We start from the raw sequence: 15,217 nt of genomic DNA on the forward strand, positions 1-15,217 counted from the left end.
ATCCAGCCCACACGCGTTTTCGCCTGGTGATGGCACCGCGGGCACTCCACATCGATTTCGAAGTGATCGGACTCTCGTTGTGTCATTGCGGTTCCAAGGCCGGCCTGCCTAACGCGACATCATCGGTTGTCAGCGCTCCCCTCCCGCTCGTCTTCCGGATCCACCACTTTCTCTTTCGCCACCTTGGCCGCGAGCTTCGCCTCTTTCTTTGCCGCCTTCGCCTGATCGCGTTTGCTGCGCTCGTATCGGTAGTTGGGTTTCATCGCCATGGTGTTTCTTCCGGTTTAGGCAATTTGCGCCTTGGGATTGGACATGCCCAGGAGCGGGAAAGACAGTTCGCGAGACACAAGGCCCAAAATAAGAGGCACTTGTCAGGTGGCCATCATGTCAAATGAGGCGATTGCGTTCTGCGATCTGACGTGCCCGCCGCAAGGTGCCGTCAGTGTCGGCGAGCTTGCGCCTTGCTGCCTCGTCCTTCCTGACCGTCAGCCGCGCGGATATGATGGTTGAGGACCTGACGATCGGCTTGATCACGGCGGACGGCGTCTCGGGGGTTTTCATGGAACGCATCGGCATTATCCTTTCTTGTAGCAGCCAGGGCTAAGGCTATTCGCGGCTGCGCGCTTTCCCTACGACATTGGCTTCCTGCCTATCGGAAGCCGGAAGCCGTGAGCGTGTAGGAGTTTCGGCGCTCGCGCGCATATGCTTTGCTGGCGGCATCCTGGATGGAGCTGCGCAAGGCGTCGAATGCCGAAAGGTATGCCATCTCGGCCGTTTCCTTGCTCCCAGCATCGCCAAATGTCCCAAGGACCTCGACCTCGACGAAGAAGCGGACCTGGAACATACCGTCATGGCCAATGAAGCAGACGGCGCGGCGCGTTTGATCGAAACTCCGGCTGGGATTTGGAAAGGCGAGCGTCATGGGTGGCCCACCCGTGTTTCAGCGTATTCAGCTGCTGCCGGCCGGGTGCTATTCCATTCCTTTCGAGCCTCGACGTTGCGACGGTTGAGATCCAGCATGCTCGTCGTCGCATGCGCACGTGTCAGCCCGACCATCGGTGCGCCGTCGACATGCGCCGGAATTCCAGTGAAGACATGGTAGACGGTCCAAGAATGATCCACTTCGACGCGGCGGCCGTATTGACGATCCCTGAAGGCGTGGCCCGACCAGCTTCTGGTGTTTGGCGAACAGCCGGATACGGCCTTGTGGCCCGCCTCGGTCTCGCCGTTGGCCATGGACCTGTTCATACCTGTCTTTCCTCGCCTTCCTGCGCGGCGATAATCTCCGAATAAAGCGCCGCGCCGTCAGCTTCGGAGATCGTGACCGCATCCGGCCACTGCGGCATGTTCAGCGTCCTCGCCAGAAGCCGCGCAATCTCGATTGCATCCTCGAGACCCGTTGCCAGCACCGTCTCGCGGCCGATGACGGCATGCGCGTCATCGCTGACGCGCGTGCGATAGAATTCGATCACGACCTTCATCGAAACCAGCGCAATGGCATCGAGCCCTTCGCGCTGAGGCCGGCGCCTTGATTGAACAGGCTCTCAGGCCTGGTCGGAATTCTTCCCTGCTTCCGCGTCCTCATCTCGCGATTGGAGCGCTGCCGTCTCTTGGCCATGTCCGAACGTCCTTTCGATCAGCATCAGGCCAGGGTCCGAGGCCGGGGTTCCGGCCGATTCCAGCCTGTCCTCGGTCACCACGCGCTCATGCGGTTCGGTGTCGCTGCGGATGCGGTATTGCGGCGAGTTTTCTTTTGGCGGCAGCGTGCCGGTGACGTGGTAGACCTCCGCGGTCAACGTCCGGAAATCTCCCTTCAGACGGACCGCCTGTCCGATGTCGAACAAGCGCGGCGGGGCGCCGTGCCGTATCGGCCGTGTGTTGCGCTGCATAAGGCTTGTCATGATTGTCTCCGGTCGTCTTCGAGCGCCGCCTCGAGAGAGGCCGGTTGATGCTTTTTACCGTGCGAACCATTGTGCGGAGGATCGCCGGCAGGTGAATGAAAGAGGCCGCGTCGCGGGAAAGGCCCCTCCAGGCCTCCTCGTCGAGATCGGTAAGATACCCTGCGGTCGCGGCGCGCCTGAAGCGCGACAGCACCAAGGAGAGCCGAAGCAGACGACGACGGTGGACGCAATGCGAATGGCCACGATTGCAGCTTTCCCGTGAAAACATGCTAGGATGGACTTCCGCGTTATTTCAGTCGAACCGCTGGAACGATTTGCGGTGCTGCCAGTACATCCGTGGTCAGCGCCCTGCGTCGTTCCAGGGTTCAAACGAGCAAGCTGCCGCGCCGGACCGGCGCAACGCTTCGCTATCGAAAATTCGGAAAGGATTGGCGCGGCTCCGACGGGGCGAAAGCCAAACTCAACCAAATCAACACTTTTTGTATGCGCCTCAATTGCGCTCAAAGCAAGACTTACGCGCCTGATATTTTTTTCCCGGGTAAATAGAAATCTCAGGTCCGGGCCTGAAACAGCGGTAAATCGATTTGCGGGCGCTGACCTAGTTCCTGAAATCTTCCGATTATTTTACCGAAGCATTTTTGGGCTTCCCGGCAGTTAGCGGCGACCGGGAGGAATGCAAGCATGACAAACCGCTACGCACTGACGATGGATAAGCCGAACAGCTGGACCGTTTTCGACGTCTTTAGCGGCCAACCTGCCGAATTCAAGCAGAAGCCGACAGTCGCGCGCTGCTTCGCGGCAACGCGGCGCTTCACCTACTCGCACTGGCGGCGCGGGCCGCCGTCGAAGGGCTGGTAGGTGTTGTCCTGCGGATCGTAGGAGCGGTAGCGGCTGAAGCAATCGTCGACGTGGGCGGCCGAGATCTGCCGGCCCTGTGCCCGCACGGCCCCAGCCTCGGGCGAGATCTCTTCCGGCGGGCCGCCATAGGTGGTGGCGTAGCCGTCGCCCGACGGGGCGTAGCCTTCCATCTCGGCCTGGTCGTCGCTCGTCTGATCATCGGCCGCGGCGGTTTGCCGATCGTTCCCGACGGCTTGGCCATCCCGGCCTTGCCGATCGTTTGAGCCGGTCGAGGCGGTGGGGTCGCCCATCGGATCGTAATAGGGTGAGATGCAGGGGCGCAGCTCGCCGCTGTAGGAGCGGTAGCTGTTTTCCGCCGGACGGTAGCTGCGATAGCGTGCCGAGCACCATTGCAGATGGGCCACGGGCAATTGCTGCTGGGCCTGCTCATCGGCCGGAGCCGGTTGGGAAGGCTGGATCGCGTCAGGCTCGGCTGCGGGCTGGTTCGGCTGAGCGGTCGTGGGCTGCAACTGCTGCGGCTGCGCGGGTGCTGTTGGAGCCGCGAGCGTCGCCGTCTGCACTGCGCTGTCGGTCTTGGCCGGCTCGCCCCCTGGGGCGGGCGCGACGGCAGCCTGCTGGGCAGGAATGCGCTGAAGATTCTGCTTTTGCGGATCGACCGGCTGAGCGTCCTTGGTCCAGAGCTCGGAAACGCCGATCGCAGGCGTCAGCTGGCGCACCGGCTTGGCAGCGAGTAGCCAGGTGGCGAAGGCGAGCCCGCTGGCGAACACGGCAAGGGTCAGCACGAAGCCGCCGACGATACCCAATAAAGCCTTCATGCCGCGCTCCTTTAGTCCCCGCTGATAGAATGCGGAGCGTGGAATCCGGTTCCCACAGGAAGAGGGCGATGTTGCGACCCGGTGGTAACAAACGAACGGCCCCGCGTGCTCCGGGGAGGAGCACGCGGGGCTTCGAGAGGATCGCTAGGTGAACCCAGCTGGGGACTAGGCAGCTAAGGACTTTACGATGATCCAAACGGATCGATGACAGTGTCGCCCCTTTGGCAAGACGCCGCATCGTGCAAACAGAGGAATAAACGCAGGTCGTTCACATGGCAGTCCCAACGCCTCGGACCGATGTTTGTCGCAGCCGGCGGCCACAAACTCCCGTCGGTCAGGCCCGGCAACCGGCTGATTGTCCCCAACGAGACGGCCGGGCCGCGCTTGAGCGACCTGCGGGCGCTCAGCAGTCCGCCACCACCTCGCTGTAGCTCCTCGCCTTCCCGTCCTGGCCGCGAATGCGCCAAGTCTGGCCGTCCCGCCCTTCGATATGGCTCGCTGCCAGCGGCACCTTGCCGCCGCCGTCCGGCAGGTCGATGACGTAGGTCGGGTTACAGATGCCGGAGAGCCGCCGGCGCAACTCCGCGACCAGCGCCTGGCCTTGGGCAATCGTCGTGCGGCGGTGCGCCATGCCGCGCGCGAGGTCGCCGTGATGCAGGTAATAGGGTTTTACGCCGAGACGGTACATCAGCTCGAGGCAGAGCTCCTCCAGCACCTCGACCGTGTCGTTGACGCCTTTGAGGAGAACGCTCTGGTTGAGCAGCACGAAACCCGCCAGGCGCATCGTGCGGCAGGCCGCCTCGGCTGCGGCGGTGAGCTCGCGCGGATGGTTGAAGTGCGTGACCACCGTCACCATCAGCCGGCCCTGCAGCGCCTCGATCATACCGGGCGTGACGCGCGACGGCAGCACCACCGGCACGCGGGTGTGGACGCGCAACAGCCTGAGATGGGGGATCGCCTCCAGCCGGGCGCGGATATCGGCCAGCGCCTTGTCCGGCAGCGACAGCGGATCGCCACCGGTCAGGATCACCTCGCGGATTTCCGGGTGCCCGGCTATGTAGGCCAGCGCCGGCTCCAGCGCTTCGCTGGTGTAGCCGCGGCCGATCGAGGTCAGCGATTCCTTACGGAAGCAGAAGCGGCAATAGACCGCGCATTGATAGGTCGGGAACAAAAGCACGCGGTCGGCATGGCGGTGCGTCAGGCGCGGCACCGGGCCGAAGGCATGATCGCCGATCGGGTCGTCGAGCTCGCCTTCGGTGGCGACGAGCTCGCCCGGCGACGGGATCACCTGGGCGCGGATCGGATCGTTGGGGTCGCTCCAGTCGATCAGGTCGAGATAGGGTTTGGGCACGCGCACCTTGTGCGCCGCCGCGGCTTCTTGCATGACGGCGCGCTCGGCGGCCGAAAGCGGCAGGGAAGCGAGGTCGCGGACATGGCGCACGCCGGCGCGGACTTCGGCTTGCCAGGCGGCGTCGGGGGCGGCCGGTTGTTTGAGATCGGTGGTCATTGCGGTTCTCTGGTTCGCCGTCCCTATCGGCCGGATGGTCGATGCGGTCAACCGCATACCGCGTTGGGAATTTGGAGCACCCTCACCGCTCGAATGGCTGGAAAGGCGTTGAGCGGCGAAGCTTGCGTTCCTTCGCGCAACCGTCGTCGCCTGACTCACTCTCGACTTTCGCGGCAATCGACCAGCGCCGTCTTTTCAGGCAATCTCGTGCCAACGGCGATCATGGGGAGATGGTCTGCCGGCGAGGGAGGGTTGTCATGACCAAGACGCAGGCGCTGCCGCGCTATGAGGATGCCGTTGCGCAATTCCGCATCGAGGACGAGATCGCGCGCCTTCATGGCGATCCGGCGACCGGCATCAACGCCTATGTCGAATGCTGCGGCCGCTATACCGGCGACAACCGGCTGGCGCTGCGCGCGATCTCGGCTGCCGGTGAATTGCGCGAATACTCCTTCGACGATCTGGCCGACATGGCGGGCCGCGTCGCCACCTTGCTCAAAAGTCTCGGCGTCGGTCCCGGCGACGTCGTCGCCGGCATGCTGCCGCGCATCCCTGAACTGGTGGCGCTGATCCTCGGCACATGGCGGGTCGGCGCGGTCTACCAGCCGCTGTTCACCGCTTTCGGGCCGAAGGCTATCGAGCATCGCCTGAGCTACAGCAAGGCGAAGCTGGTGGTGACCAACCCCGCAAACCGCGCCAAGCTCGACGAGGTGGAAAACCATCCGCGCATCGCCACCATTCTTGGGCCCGGCGACACGCTGCCCGCCGGCGACGTCGATTTCCGCGCGGCGCTCGCGGCTGCCTCCCCCGACTGCCAACCGGTCATGCGCAAGGGCACCGACCTGTTCATGATGATGTCGACCTCCGGCACGACCGGGCACCCAAAGGGCGTGCCGGTGCCGCTCAGCGCACTGCTGGCCTTCGGCGCCTATATGCGTGACGCGATCGGGCTTCGGCCCGACGACATCTTCTGGAACATCGCCGATCCCGGCTGGGCCTATGGGCTCTACTACGCCATCACCGGGCCTTTGCAGCTCGGCATCGCCACCACCTTCTACGAAGGCGCCTTCAACGCCAAATCGACCTACGACCTCATCGAGCGTCTGGGCGTCACCAGCCTGGCCGGCTCGCCGACAGCCTATCGCCTGCTGATGGCGGAAGGGCCCGAGGCGGCCGCCCGCGTCAAGGGCAGGCTGCGCGTGGTGAGCAGCGCCGGCGAGCCGCTCAATCCGGAGGTGATCCGCTGGTTCGACGCGCATCTTGCAGCGCCGATCCACGATCATTACGGCCAGACCGAGAACGGCATGATGGTCAACAATTATCATGGTCTGGCGCATACGGTCCGCGCCGGCTCGGCCGGCTTTGCCATGCCCGGCTACCGCATGGTGGTGCTGGACGAGGCAGGCAACGAGCTCGGCCCCAACCAGCCTGGCGTGCTGGCGGTCGATATCGCCAGATCGCCGCTGCGCTGGTTCGACGGCTACCACCAGGCGGATACGCCGGCGATCGCCGGCGGCTACTACCGCACCGGCGACACGGTGGAATACGAGCCGGACGGCTCGGTCTCCTTCATCGGCCGGGCCGACGACGTCATCACCTCGTCCGGCTACCGCATCGGACCGTTCGATGTCGAAAGCGCGCTGATCGAGCATCCGGCGGTCAACGAGGCGGCGGTCGTCGGCGTGCCCGATCCGCAGCGCACCGAGATCGTCAAGGCGTTCGTGGTGCTGGCGCCCGCCTTCAAGGGCAGCGAGGCGCTGGCCGAGGAACTCGCCCAGCATGTGAAGCAGCGGCTTTCGGCGCACTCCTATCCGCGCGAGGTCGAGTTCGTCAGCGAACTGCCGAAGACACCGAGCGGCAAGATCCAGCGGTTCCTGCTGAGGAAGGCCGAGGTGGAGAAGCTCAAGGCGGAATAAAGATTTGGCTCTCCATGATTTCCGCCACGCAAAAGCCGCCAAGTCGGGCGATGGCTCCCAAGGGCTTTGATCGCTAATTGGGGTTGCAGCATGCGGTTGGTCTTGACGCTTCTCATTGCGCTGGCGGGCAGCGCGGCATATGCCGCCTCGCCGGAAGACGATTATATCGCCGCGCGCGACAAGGCGATCGCCGATATCACCGCGCAGGAAAGCGCCAATACGGCGATCGAAACCATCGATGCCCAGAACGACAAGGCGCTGGCCGACCTCCAGCAGCGCCTCGCCGCCATTCTCGGGCCGCTTTCCGTCAAGGATTTCCCGGCGACCGGCACCTTCAATGTTCAAAGCCTCAACGCCTCCGATATCGGCTACGGCATGCTGGACGGGCTGCGATATGCGCAGAGCGACGACGGCCCAAGCATTGTCGCCTCGACGCGCGGGTTGACCGAGCGCTGGCTCAAGTCCAAATCGAGCGAGGCGGAAGCGGATTTCAAGCTGCCCGCCGACATCGGCGCGGCGTTGAAGCTCGACAGTTTCTACACCCAGGCCATCGGCAGCGACGCGGCATTCTCGGGCACGCTCGACTTTTCGCTGAAAAAGCCCGACGGCGCCGATGCGGTGGTCGCGCGGCTCGGTGGCTGGACCCAGGATGTGGGACCGATCTATGATCAGCACCTCGTCGTGGCAGTCGTGAAAGGCGACCGCGTGCTGATCGCCGAGGCACCCGCCTCGCCCGCCGTGCCGAAGATCGCGGCTTGCGATTCAATCTGGGCAGCCGCCGACGCCGCCGCGCAGAAAGCCCAGCAGGCCGATCAGGGCTCGGACCAGGACGATCCGCAGGCGTCCGATCCCGCCAACGCCGCCTGGGAAAAGGGTGATGCCGACTACCGCGCCTGCATGGCCCAGCGCCTGCCCGGCGACCCGTCCTTCCCGGCGCTGCTCAAGCAGGCGCAGGACCTTGCCGACGACATGGCTGGGAAATAGTCCGCCAGGGCAATTCCAGGAAAGCGCAGCGGCTCTCGAAGTGGAACGGCTTCAAAACACGGAGATAGAGCGGGCCGGCGCTGTCGAAGCCGAGCCGCTCGAAATCCTCAGCCTCCGTTCGCCCGCATGTTGCGCCGAGAAACGCGCCGTGCGACGGGGCGCGCCGCTTCCGCGATGATCCCGTTGGTTTGAGGCGCGGCATCCTTGCGCGACCTTGCGTCGGTCACCCGATGCAGGCGCTCGTAAGGCAGCAATTCCCGGATGCGGGCGTTGAGCGCTTCGACTTCGGCGTGCAAATCCTCGCATTCCTGCTTCTGGATATCGAGCTGGATCTGCTCCGACGCCTGCTGCAGCGAAAGCCGTGAGAAATTGGTGCTGACCTCGGACAGGTTCTTCTTGTCGGCTTCGCTCTCGTCCTTGAGAACGGCGAGCCTTTTCTCGGCAATCTGGCGTTCGGTGACGGCGTCGTTCAGCTGCGCCTTTAGCCTGGTGATCTCGGCCGTGGCTTCGCCATTGTCGGTCGAGACCTTGTCCAGACGCGACTGCAGGTCCTGGATCTCGGCACGCAAACCGCGCATTTCCGCCTGGCTGCGTGCCAATTCGGCGGTGCTGTCGCTCTCGGCGATCCGCGCCGCCTCGGTTGTTTCGGCAAGCCTGGCCTGCGCTGCCTCGAGGGCTTTCTGCAGCCGGGTTTCTTCCTTTTCGTGGTTGCCGATTTGAGCCATCAGCTCGGCGATATGGGCGGTTTCGCTGGCGTGGGTTGCCGCGAACTCGTCGAACTTGTGCCGGGCCTCCGCCTCGCGCTTTTGCGCCTGCTCCAGATCGACAGAAAGGCCGACCTGCTTTTCGCGCAGCAGCTTGTTCTCGGCGCCGCGCCTGTCGACTTCGACGGTCTTGGCCGTCAGGGCTTTGACGATCTCGCCGAACTCCGTCTCGCGCCTGGCGGTCTCATTGCCCATCTCCACCAGCTCCAGGCGCACCGCCGCAAGGGCCGAGCGCAGCTGTTCCCGGTCCTGGACGAGGTTCGCCTCGCGCTGCTGCCACGCTTCGGCCGCGCCGTCGCGTTCGCGCTGCCGGCGGGCGGCGTCAAGCAATTGTTCCGACAACGTTTTGTGTTCGGCGGTGAGAGCGAGGTTTGCCAGCTCCAGCTCGTTGGAGCGCAACACGTCGCGATGGAAGACGTTGAGGACTTCGCGCGTCATGTGATGCGCAGTGGCGATCTCCGCCAGCTTTGCCTCGATCTCCTGCAGATGACCCTGCCCGTCCCGGAAAAGCCCGGTGACGGCCTCCAGGGCGGCCAGCCGCGTCTGGGTATGCGGCGTCAGCCGCGATGCCGTTGCGTCGGACGGCTCTTCGGCCGGCGGATTCTCGTCGCTTGCCACCAGTTCCCGGCCGGCGACGGCATCGTCTTCCGACGGCGGCTGTTCGTCATCTTTGAGAACGTCCTCGAACGCCTCCGCCAGATCCGATTGGAGTTCCTGAAATTCCTTATCGACGTCCTCGGCCCGCTTGATCAGAGACTTGAAATTCATCACGGCACATCCCTTACGCTCGACGACACATCTTTTACGCTCGCCCCCGGGCGTACTTAACGAATTGCTAATCTATCGCGTTACCTTCCGTTCGGGAAGCCTATGCAAAGGAAACCATAATTAAGGTTATCGCCGGTCCCAACCTTATGCGGATCCGCCCTAGGTGGTCCCTTCTTCGGTTCCTAACATATGTTAGTTTTCTCTCTGGGTAGGTGTTGAAAGCATGCGCAGCAGAAGGGAAAGACAGCGAGCTGCTTGTCATCATTCACATGAGCGATGCGAAGACTTCTGGACGGAAAAAAGAAGCTCCCGCCGTATAAATTTTCTCTTCCTCGGCCGCCCATGATCGATCGAGTGGAGTTGCTTGCGCGAGCATCGGGTTGCCGTGCCTCTATGGGAGTCGACGCGGGAGGCGGATCGGCCGACCTCCCGCGTCGATGCATCAACTCTTGATGTCGATGCGCTTGACCTGCGACTGCGCCTTCTCGCTCTTCGGCAAGGTGACGGTCAGCACGCCATTCTTGAAGCGGGCATCCGCCTCGTCTTCCTTGACCTCGTAGCCGACCGGGATGCGGCGCTCGAAGCGGCCGTAATAGCGCTCGGAGAACTGCCTATCCTTGTCCTCCGTCTCGGAGCGCTTCTCGCCTCTCAGCGTCAGCACGCCGTCGTCGAGCAGGACCTCGATGTCTTTCTGTTCGAGGCCCGGCACCTCGGCCATCACCTTGATCTCCTTCTCGCCGTTGGAGATCTCGACGCTCGGCCAACCGGCGCCGAGGGAGGAGACCCCGCCAAAAGACGGCAACCGGCTGTCGAAGCCGCGGAAAACGTCGTCAAACAGGCGGTTCACCTCGCGATGCAGCGACAGGAACGGATCGCGCTCACCGTCACACTCATGGTTTGCTCCTTTCTGTTCATCGGCTCGAAAAGCTCCTACGCGCCGGGCAGTGCCCGGCGCATAGCGCGGATGCGCTCACAAGAAGCCCTCAGGCGGCGTGCTTCTCGGCTTCGATCTTCTTTGTCGTGCCTTTGAGCGTTGCCTTGTCGGCTGCGATCTCGATCCGCCGCGGTTTCATCTCTTCCGGGATTTCGCGCTTCAGATCGATCGTCAGCAGCCCATTGACCAAGCTGGCGCCAACGACCTTGACGTGGTCGGCAAGCTCGAAGCGGCGCTGGAATGCACGGCCGGCGATGCCACGATGCAGGTACTCGCCCTTGTCCTCGCCGGCTTTCTGGCCAGAGACCATGAGCATGTTCTGCTCCTGGGTAATGGCCAGTTCGTCCTGCGAGAACCCAGCCACCGCCATACTGATGCGGTAGTCGTCTTCCGCGGTCTTGGCGATGTCGTAGGGTGGCCAATTATCGACGGTCTCGATCCGGCTCGCCGTCTCGAGCGCGTTCAACATTCGATCGAAGCCGATGCTCGACCGGAACAGGGGACTGAAGTCAAACGTGGTTCTCATAGCTACATCCTCCACTGAGCAACATAGATACGAGGGGCGCCAAGGAAGCGGTGCCCCTTGACCTTGCCGGTCTCTCTCAAGCACCGGCGTAATCGATCTGGGAATTCAACACGGGCACGTCAAGGTCCCGCTCCGAAGCCGCCTTCACGGTCGTGAAAGTCAGCCCCTTCGTCTGCATGCAGGCCAGGCAAATCATGAGTTGGAGGCGGCCGCACAACCACGACCGCCTCGGGGAGCTGATCTTCAATGGATCGCGATGATCCCGTCGACGGCCCGCCATTCCGATGCCCTGATGAGCCGATGGTGGGCGACACGGACGGAATGCAAGGCGCCAGCCAGCTCGCGCTCCCAAAAGCCCAGAAAGCCCCTCAGCGCCGGGAAATCCGGGGCAAGATCATAGTCCTGCCAGACGTAGAGCTGGAGCAGGCTGGGATGGTCGGGCAGATGATAATGGATCTCGGCAGTGGTCAAGCCATAGCCATTCATCTGCAAGCGGAATTCCCTGCTGACCGCCATCGCCTTCGGGCCTTCACGCGCTCAGCCGGTCGACCACCTGCCGGTGGTCGTTATCGGCAGGGCCGCTGGGCGGCGGGGCCAGCGCATCAAGCCGGCGCAGCGCATCCATGATGTCGTCGAAGGAGACCGGCCGCTCGGTGCCCGGCGGCTGGCGCAGCGCCGGCATCGATTCCACGGCGCAAGCATCGGACGCCCAGGACGAAAGGATCGCCCGCTTTTCCCATATGTCGAGCGAGCCGTCCTCCAGCACATCCCGCGGGTGCTGAAAATGGCTGGCCGGCGACAGCAGCCAGTCGAGCGAAAGGTCTGATAGTTCGGGAGCTAGGGAAGGAATGATCGGCGAAAGCGTCTGTCGGTCCATTTCTGTCCTCCGTCTCCAAAAACTCCTTGCTTCGGGTTCCAATTTCTCAGCGGTCCCGGCGCTGCCGGGCGCCGATAATCTTGTTCAACTCAATCGCGAATTCAAGCCTCTCCGTTATCGCAGCGGTCCAATTTACCGCATGTTTTCAGCGCGCTAGCACTCAACGGTCGAGAGTGCCAAAAAATTTGCGGTACCCCCTTGAAAGTAGAAGAAGGCAAAATTAGCTCGACATGCGCGCGATGCCGAAAGGGTCGCGCGAGCCCCGCTCCGGTCCTGCCGGTCCGGAGCGGAGGAACCGTTCGCAATCTGTTTGTCCTGAAGGAGAACGATATGACGTTCCGTCCATTGCATGACCGCGTGCTCGTGCGCCGCATCGAGGCCGAAGAGAAGACGGCCGGCGGCATCATCATCCCCGACACGGCCAAGGAAAAGCCGCAGGAAGGCGAAGTCATCGCGGTCGGGCCAGGCGCCCGCGACGATAGCGGCAAGCTCGCGCCCCTCGACGTGAAGGTCGGCGACCGCATCCTGTTCGGCAAGTGGTCCGGCACCGAGATCAAGCTCAACGGCGAGGACCTGCTCATCATGAAGGAGAGCGACGTGATGGGTGTGATCGAGCAGGCCGAGACGCTGAAGAAGGCCGCCTGACCGGGGCTTCGATCGAACCGCAACCCAGTCAATGAAAGCTGCCTAAACAAGGAGTGATCCAATGGCTGCCAAGGAAGTCAAATTCCATTCCGACGCCCGCGAGCGCATGCTGCGGGGCGTCAATATCCTCGCCGACGCGGTGAAGGTGACGCTCGGTCCGAAGGGCCGCAACGTCGTCATCGACAAGTCGTTCGGCGCGCCGCGCATCACCAAGGACGGCGTCACCGTCGCCAAGGAGATCGAGCTTGAGGACAAGTTCGAGAACATGGGCGCCCAGATGGTTCGCGAAGTCGCTTCGAAGACCAGCGACCTCGCCGGCGACGGCACCACCACGGCCACCGTGCTTGCCCAGGCGATCGTTCGCGAAGGGGCCAAGGCCGTTGCGTCAGGCATGAACCCGATGGATCTCAAGCGCGGTATCGACAAGGCGGTGGATGCCGTCGTCGCCGAACTCAAGGTCAACGCCCGCAAGATCACCAGCAACGACGAGATCGCACAGGTCGGCACGATCTCGGCCAATGGCGATGCCGAGATCGGCCGCTTCCTGGCCGAGGCCATGGAAAAAGTCGGCAACGAAGGCGTCATCACGGTCGAAGAGGCCAAGACGGCCGAGACCGAATTGGAAGTCGTGGAAGGCATGCAGTTCGACCGCGGCTATCTCTCGCCCTATTTCATCACCAACCAGGACAAGATGCGCGTCGAGCTCGAAGAGCCCTATGTGCTGATCCACGAGAAGAAGCTCGGCAATCTTCAGGCCCTGCTGCCGGTGCTGGAGGCCGTGGTGCAGTCCGGCAAGCCGCTGCTGATCATCGCCGAGGATGTCGAGGGCGAGGCTCTGGCCACGCTGGTGGTCAACAAGCTGCGCGGCGGGCTTAAGGTCGCCGCCGTCAAGGCTCCGGGCTTCGGTGACCGCCGCAAGGCCATGCTGGAGGACATCGCCATCCTGACCGGCGGCACGGCCATCAGCGAGGATCTCGGCATCAAGCTGGAGAACGTCACGCTGGAGATGCTCGGCCGCGCCAAGAAGGTCGCGATCGAGAAGGAGAACACCACCATCGTCGATGGCGCCGGCAAGAAGGAGGAGATCCAGGGCCGCATCACGCAAATCAAGGCGCAGATCGAGGAGACCACCTCCGACTATGATCGCGAGAAGCTGCAGGAGCGGCTGGCCAAGCTCGCCGGCGGCGTTGCCGTGATCCGCGTCGGCGGCGCGACCGAAGTCGAGGTCAAGGAGAAGAAGGACCGCGTCGACGACGCGCTGCACGCCACGCGCGCCGCGGTAGAGGAAGGTATCCTGCCCGGCGGCGGCGTTGCCCTGCTCAGGGTGGCCAAGGCGCTCGACGCGGTCGCCGTTGACAACCCGGACCAGAGATACGGCGTCGACATCGTGCGGCGCGCGATCGAGGCTCCAGTGCGCCAGATCGCCGAGAACAGCGGGTCGGAAGGTTCGATCATCGTCGGCAAGCTGCGCGAGAAGACCGAATTCGCCTATGGCTGGAACGCCCAGACCGGCGAATATGGCGACCTCTACAAACAAGGCGTCATCGATCCCGCCAAGGTCGTGCGCACCGCGCTACAGGATGCGGCCTCGGTTGCCGGACTGCTCGTCACCACCGAGGCCATGGTGGCCGAGAAGCCGAAGAAGGAGGCCGCTCCGGCCATGCCGGCCGGCGCCGGCATGGACTTCTGAGACGCCGACGGGAGCCCGCTTCTGGCAACGGGAGCGGGCGTTTCGAAACGCACGATGGAGGCCCTTATGGATATGATGAGCGGCAATGGCTCGGTTCCGGCGCCGACGCATCCGGCAAGCGAATTCCTCGCTTATGAAGCCGAATGTCGAAGCGCATTGAAGCCGCTGCTGGCAGGCTTGCTCGACACCGCCGAATCGGCCGGATGGAACCGGCGGACCGTCGCCTCAACGCTGATGTTCCTTGCCGCACAGCACGTGTCGGCCACCGAAACATCCGCGGGCGGCTAGCGAAGATCGGCCCCCGCCTCCAGGGCGGGGCCCTTGTGACTGCGAACGGACGAGGATTGCCATGATTGCAGGACGATTGCGCGAATGCCTGAAAATCTTGCGATGGGAAGCTGCCGACGTCGCCGAGGAGCTCGGCTGGCCCAGAAACGACGTGACGCGCTGGCTCGAGGGGCGCGCGCCGGTGCCACTGGCGGTCGCCGCCTGGATCGAGGCCCTCGCCAAGGCACACAAGGTGCTGCCCCCGCCGCGCCTTAACCGGCAGAATTCAGCGATGCACGCGCCGGCAGGCCCGGTGGTTGTGCAGGCGTTCAACGGCATAGGCCAGCCGCGGCCGCGCGGCGTCGTCCTGCAACCGCCCTACCCGCGCCGACATGTGCTGGCCGGGACGACTGGCCTTCGTCCGGGCGCCATGAGCATGCACCTGAATGAGGGTTCTGACCATGAACCACGGCCGCTTTGAAGACCCTGTTACCATTCTTGTCGGAATGGGTTTGCCGGTCCGGCTCGAAACCGTGATGGAAGCCTATGCCCTGCTGTAGGATTGGCCGGCCGCGAGCAGGAGCAGCGCGCATGCGATCGCGCTCAATTCCTGCAAAGCCGGCATTGCCGGCGAAATCGACGCGGAAACAGTGCGGGCAACCCTTGTTGCTTTCGCCCGCCGCCACGATATCCTGGCGCCGGACATGGTTTCGCTGGCGCCTGCGGCGCTGGCAGGGAGCGCATCCACAAGCGACAATGGCTGAA

19 protein-coding genes and 2 pseudogenes are annotated in these 15,217 nt (G+C 63.6%); 8 read left to right on the top strand and 13 right to left on the bottom strand.

Annotated elements, in window-relative coordinates; translation table 11 throughout:
- Positions 1 to 119: 119 nt before the first annotated feature.
- The 6 genes from FJ425_RS31665 to FJ425_RS22925 all read right to left on the bottom strand — a co-directional run bounded on the left by FJ425_RS31665 (position 120) and on the right by FJ425_RS22925 (position 1,901).
- Entirely contained in the window at positions 120 to 269 is a 150-nt protein-coding gene (locus FJ425_RS31665) for a hypothetical protein (RefSeq protein ID WP_181165033.1), read from the bottom strand.
- 118 nt (positions 270 to 387) lie between these two features.
- Complete coding sequence (locus FJ425_RS22905; protein ID WP_140726257.1) at positions 388 to 570, bottom strand: hypothetical protein; 183 nt, start codon at positions 568 to 570, stop codon at positions 388 to 390.
- Between the two features lie 79 nt (positions 571 to 649).
- A complete protein-coding gene (locus tag FJ425_RS22910; RefSeq protein ID WP_140545019.1) occupies positions 650 to 922 on the bottom strand; it encodes a DUF1488 domain-containing protein in 273 nt (90 codons plus the stop codon).
- Positions 919 to 1,236 (bottom strand): hypothetical protein, encoded by a 318-nt coding sequence (locus FJ425_RS22915; RefSeq protein ID WP_140726260.1) that lies wholly within the window; start codon positions 1,234 to 1,236, stop codon positions 919 to 921. Before FJ425_RS22915 ends, FJ425_RS22910 begins: the two co-directional genes overlap by 4 nt.
- Positions 1,237 to 1,244: 8 nt before the next feature.
- The gene (locus FJ425_RS22920; RefSeq protein ID WP_140545023.1) at positions 1,245 to 1,481 is read right to left on the bottom strand and encodes a hypothetical protein; all 237 of its coding nucleotides are present in this window, start codon (positions 1,479 to 1,481) and stop codon (positions 1,245 to 1,247) included.
- 63 nt (positions 1,482 to 1,544) lie between these two features.
- Entirely contained in the window at positions 1,545 to 1,901 is a 357-nt protein-coding gene (locus FJ425_RS22925; protein ID WP_140545034.1) for a hypothetical protein, read from the bottom strand.
- A 681-nt stretch (positions 1,902 to 2,582) separates the two neighbouring features.
- Between FJ425_RS22925 and FJ425_RS31670 the strand changes: the two genes are divergently transcribed.
- The gene (locus FJ425_RS31670; protein WP_181165034.1) at positions 2,583 to 2,759 is read left to right on the top strand and encodes a hypothetical protein; all 177 of its coding nucleotides are present in this window, start codon (positions 2,583 to 2,585) and stop codon (positions 2,757 to 2,759) included.
- On the opposite strand, the gene FJ425_RS22930 is transcribed toward FJ425_RS31670, so the two are convergent.
- Both FJ425_RS22930 and FJ425_RS22935 read right to left on the bottom strand, forming a co-directional pair.
- Positions 2,717 to 3,574 (bottom strand): BA14K family protein, encoded by an 858-nt coding sequence (locus FJ425_RS22930; RefSeq protein WP_140545025.1) that lies wholly within the window; start codon positions 3,572 to 3,574, stop codon positions 2,717 to 2,719. The genes FJ425_RS31670 and FJ425_RS22930 overlap by 43 nt on opposite strands.
- A gap of 403 nt (positions 3,575 to 3,977) precedes the next feature.
- A complete protein-coding gene (locus FJ425_RS22935; protein WP_140545027.1) occupies positions 3,978 to 5,081 on the bottom strand; it encodes a KamA family radical SAM protein in 1,104 nt (367 codons plus the stop codon).
- A gap of 257 nt (positions 5,082 to 5,338) precedes the next feature.
- Between FJ425_RS22935 and FJ425_RS22940 the strand changes: the two genes are divergently transcribed.
- Together FJ425_RS22940 and FJ425_RS22945 are read left to right on the top strand one after the other, a co-directional pair.
- The gene (locus tag FJ425_RS22940) at positions 5,339 to 6,997 is read left to right on the top strand and encodes an acyl-CoA synthetase (protein WP_140635661.1); all 1,659 of its coding nucleotides are present in this window, start codon (positions 5,339 to 5,341) and stop codon (positions 6,995 to 6,997) included.
- A 90-nt stretch (positions 6,998 to 7,087) separates the two neighbouring features.
- A complete protein-coding gene (locus FJ425_RS22945; RefSeq protein ID WP_140635663.1) occupies positions 7,088 to 7,981 on the top strand; it encodes a hypothetical protein in 894 nt (297 codons plus the stop codon).
- 107 nt (positions 7,982 to 8,088) lie between these two features.
- Here FJ425_RS22945 and FJ425_RS22950 read toward each other — a convergent pair whose 3' ends face one another.
- The 5 genes and pseudogenes from FJ425_RS22950 to FJ425_RS22970 form a co-directional block, all read right to left on the bottom strand.
- Positions 8,089 to 9,513: a hypothetical protein gene (locus FJ425_RS22950; protein WP_140635665.1), complete on the bottom strand. Its 1,425-nt coding sequence runs from the start codon at positions 9,511 to 9,513 to the stop codon at positions 8,089 to 8,091.
- 442 nt (positions 9,514 to 9,955) lie between these two features.
- Positions 9,956 to 10,399: pseudogene (locus FJ425_RS22955) on the bottom strand (Hsp20/alpha crystallin family protein); the annotation flags it as partial.
- A 97-nt stretch (positions 10,400 to 10,496) separates the two neighbouring features.
- Positions 10,497 to 10,973, bottom strand: coding sequence for an Hsp20 family protein (locus FJ425_RS22960; protein WP_140635669.1), 477 nt, complete (start codon positions 10,971 to 10,973; stop codon positions 10,497 to 10,499).
- Positions 10,974 to 11,216: 243 nt separating this feature from the next.
- A complete protein-coding gene (locus FJ425_RS22965; protein ID WP_140546471.1) occupies positions 11,217 to 11,489 on the bottom strand; it encodes a protein usg in 273 nt (90 codons plus the stop codon).
- 13 nt (positions 11,490 to 11,502) lie between these two features.
- Positions 11,503 to 11,850, bottom strand: a complete 348-nt coding sequence (locus FJ425_RS22970) for a hypothetical protein (RefSeq protein ID WP_246673593.1) — start codon at positions 11,848 to 11,850, stop codon at positions 11,503 to 11,505.
- A gap of 330 nt (positions 11,851 to 12,180) precedes the next feature.
- On the opposite strand from FJ425_RS22970, the gene groES reads away from it, so the two are divergent.
- From groES to FJ425_RS32480, 5 genes and pseudogenes are all read left to right on the top strand, one after another.
- Positions 12,181 to 12,495: a co-chaperone GroES gene (gene groES / locus FJ425_RS22975; RefSeq protein WP_140546472.1), complete on the top strand. Its 315-nt coding sequence runs from the start codon at positions 12,181 to 12,183 to the stop codon at positions 12,493 to 12,495.
- A 61-nt stretch (positions 12,496 to 12,556) separates the two neighbouring features.
- The gene (gene groL / locus FJ425_RS22980; protein ID WP_140635671.1) at positions 12,557 to 14,185 is read left to right on the top strand and encodes a chaperonin GroEL; all 1,629 of its coding nucleotides are present in this window, start codon (positions 12,557 to 12,559) and stop codon (positions 14,183 to 14,185) included.
- A gap of 66 nt (positions 14,186 to 14,251) precedes the next feature.
- Positions 14,252 to 14,473, top strand: a complete 222-nt coding sequence (locus FJ425_RS22985) for a hypothetical protein (RefSeq protein ID WP_140635673.1) — start codon at positions 14,252 to 14,254, stop codon at positions 14,471 to 14,473.
- A 61-nt stretch (positions 14,474 to 14,534) separates the two neighbouring features.
- Positions 14,535 to 14,933, top strand: a complete 399-nt coding sequence (locus tag FJ425_RS22990) for a helix-turn-helix transcriptional regulator (protein WP_140635676.1) — start codon at positions 14,535 to 14,537, stop codon at positions 14,931 to 14,933.
- A 91-nt stretch (positions 14,934 to 15,024) separates the two neighbouring features.
- Positions 15,025 to 15,216 (top strand): annotated as a pseudogene (locus FJ425_RS32480) (DUF982 domain-containing protein); the annotation flags it as partial.
- Position 15,217: the final 1 nt, after the last annotated feature.

Origin of the sequence: Mesorhizobium sp. B2-7-2, from assembly GCF_006440775.1 — a bacterium.
In the GTDB taxonomy this organism is placed as follows: Bacteria; Pseudomonadota; Alphaproteobacteria; order Rhizobiales; family Rhizobiaceae; genus Mesorhizobium.

Coding starts and splice junctions, on each gene's coding strand:
- FJ425_RS31665 (WP_181165033.1), bottom strand. CDS start 269: ATGGCGATGAAACCCAACTACCGATACGAGCGCAGCAAACGCGATCAG.
- FJ425_RS22905 (WP_140726257.1), bottom strand. CDS start 570: ATGCGTTCCATGAAAACCCCCGAGACGCCGTCCGCCGTGATCAAGCCG.
- FJ425_RS22910 (WP_140545019.1), bottom strand. CDS start 922: ATGACGCTCGCCTTTCCAAATCCCAGCCGGAGTTTCGATCAAACGCGC.
- FJ425_RS22915 (WP_140726260.1), bottom strand. CDS start 1,236: ATGGCCAACGGCGAGACCGAGGCGGGCCACAAGGCCGTATCCGGCTGT.
- FJ425_RS22920 (WP_140545023.1), bottom strand. CDS start 1,481: ATGAAGGTCGTGATCGAATTCTATCGCACGCGCGTCAGCGATGACGCG.
- FJ425_RS22925 (WP_140545034.1), bottom strand. CDS start 1,901: ATGACAAGCCTTATGCAGCGCAACACACGGCCGATACGGCACGGCGCC.
- FJ425_RS31670 (WP_181165034.1), top strand. CDS start 2,583: ATGACAAACCGCTACGCACTGACGATGGATAAGCCGAACAGCTGGACC.
- FJ425_RS22930 (WP_140545025.1), bottom strand. CDS start 3,574: ATGAAGGCTTTATTGGGTATCGTCGGCGGCTTCGTGCTGACCCTTGCC.
- FJ425_RS22935 (WP_140545027.1), bottom strand. CDS start 5,081: ATGACCACCGATCTCAAACAACCGGCCGCCCCCGACGCCGCCTGGCAA.
- FJ425_RS22940 (WP_140635661.1), top strand. CDS start 5,339: ATGACCAAGACGCAGGCGCTGCCGCGCTATGAGGATGCCGTTGCGCAA.
- FJ425_RS22945 (WP_140635663.1), top strand. CDS start 7,088: ATGCGGTTGGTCTTGACGCTTCTCATTGCGCTGGCGGGCAGCGCGGCA.
- FJ425_RS22950 (WP_140635665.1), bottom strand. CDS start 9,513: ATGAATTTCAAGTCTCTGATCAAGCGGGCCGAGGACGTCGATAAGGAA.
- FJ425_RS22960 (WP_140635669.1), bottom strand. CDS start 10,973: ATGAGAACCACGTTTGACTTCAGTCCCCTGTTCCGGTCGAGCATCGGC.
- FJ425_RS22965 (WP_140546471.1), bottom strand. CDS start 11,489: ATGGCGGTCAGCAGGGAATTCCGCTTGCAGATGAATGGCTATGGCTTG.
- FJ425_RS22970 (WP_246673593.1), bottom strand. CDS start 11,850: ATGGACCGACAGACGCTTTCGCCGATCATTCCTTCCCTAGCTCCCGAA.
- groES (WP_140546472.1), top strand. CDS start 12,181: ATGACGTTCCGTCCATTGCATGACCGCGTGCTCGTGCGCCGCATCGAG.
- groL (WP_140635671.1), top strand. CDS start 12,557: ATGGCTGCCAAGGAAGTCAAATTCCATTCCGACGCCCGCGAGCGCATG.
- FJ425_RS22985 (WP_140635673.1), top strand. CDS start 14,252: ATGGATATGATGAGCGGCAATGGCTCGGTTCCGGCGCCGACGCATCCG.
- FJ425_RS22990 (WP_140635676.1), top strand. CDS start 14,535: ATGATTGCAGGACGATTGCGCGAATGCCTGAAAATCTTGCGATGGGAA.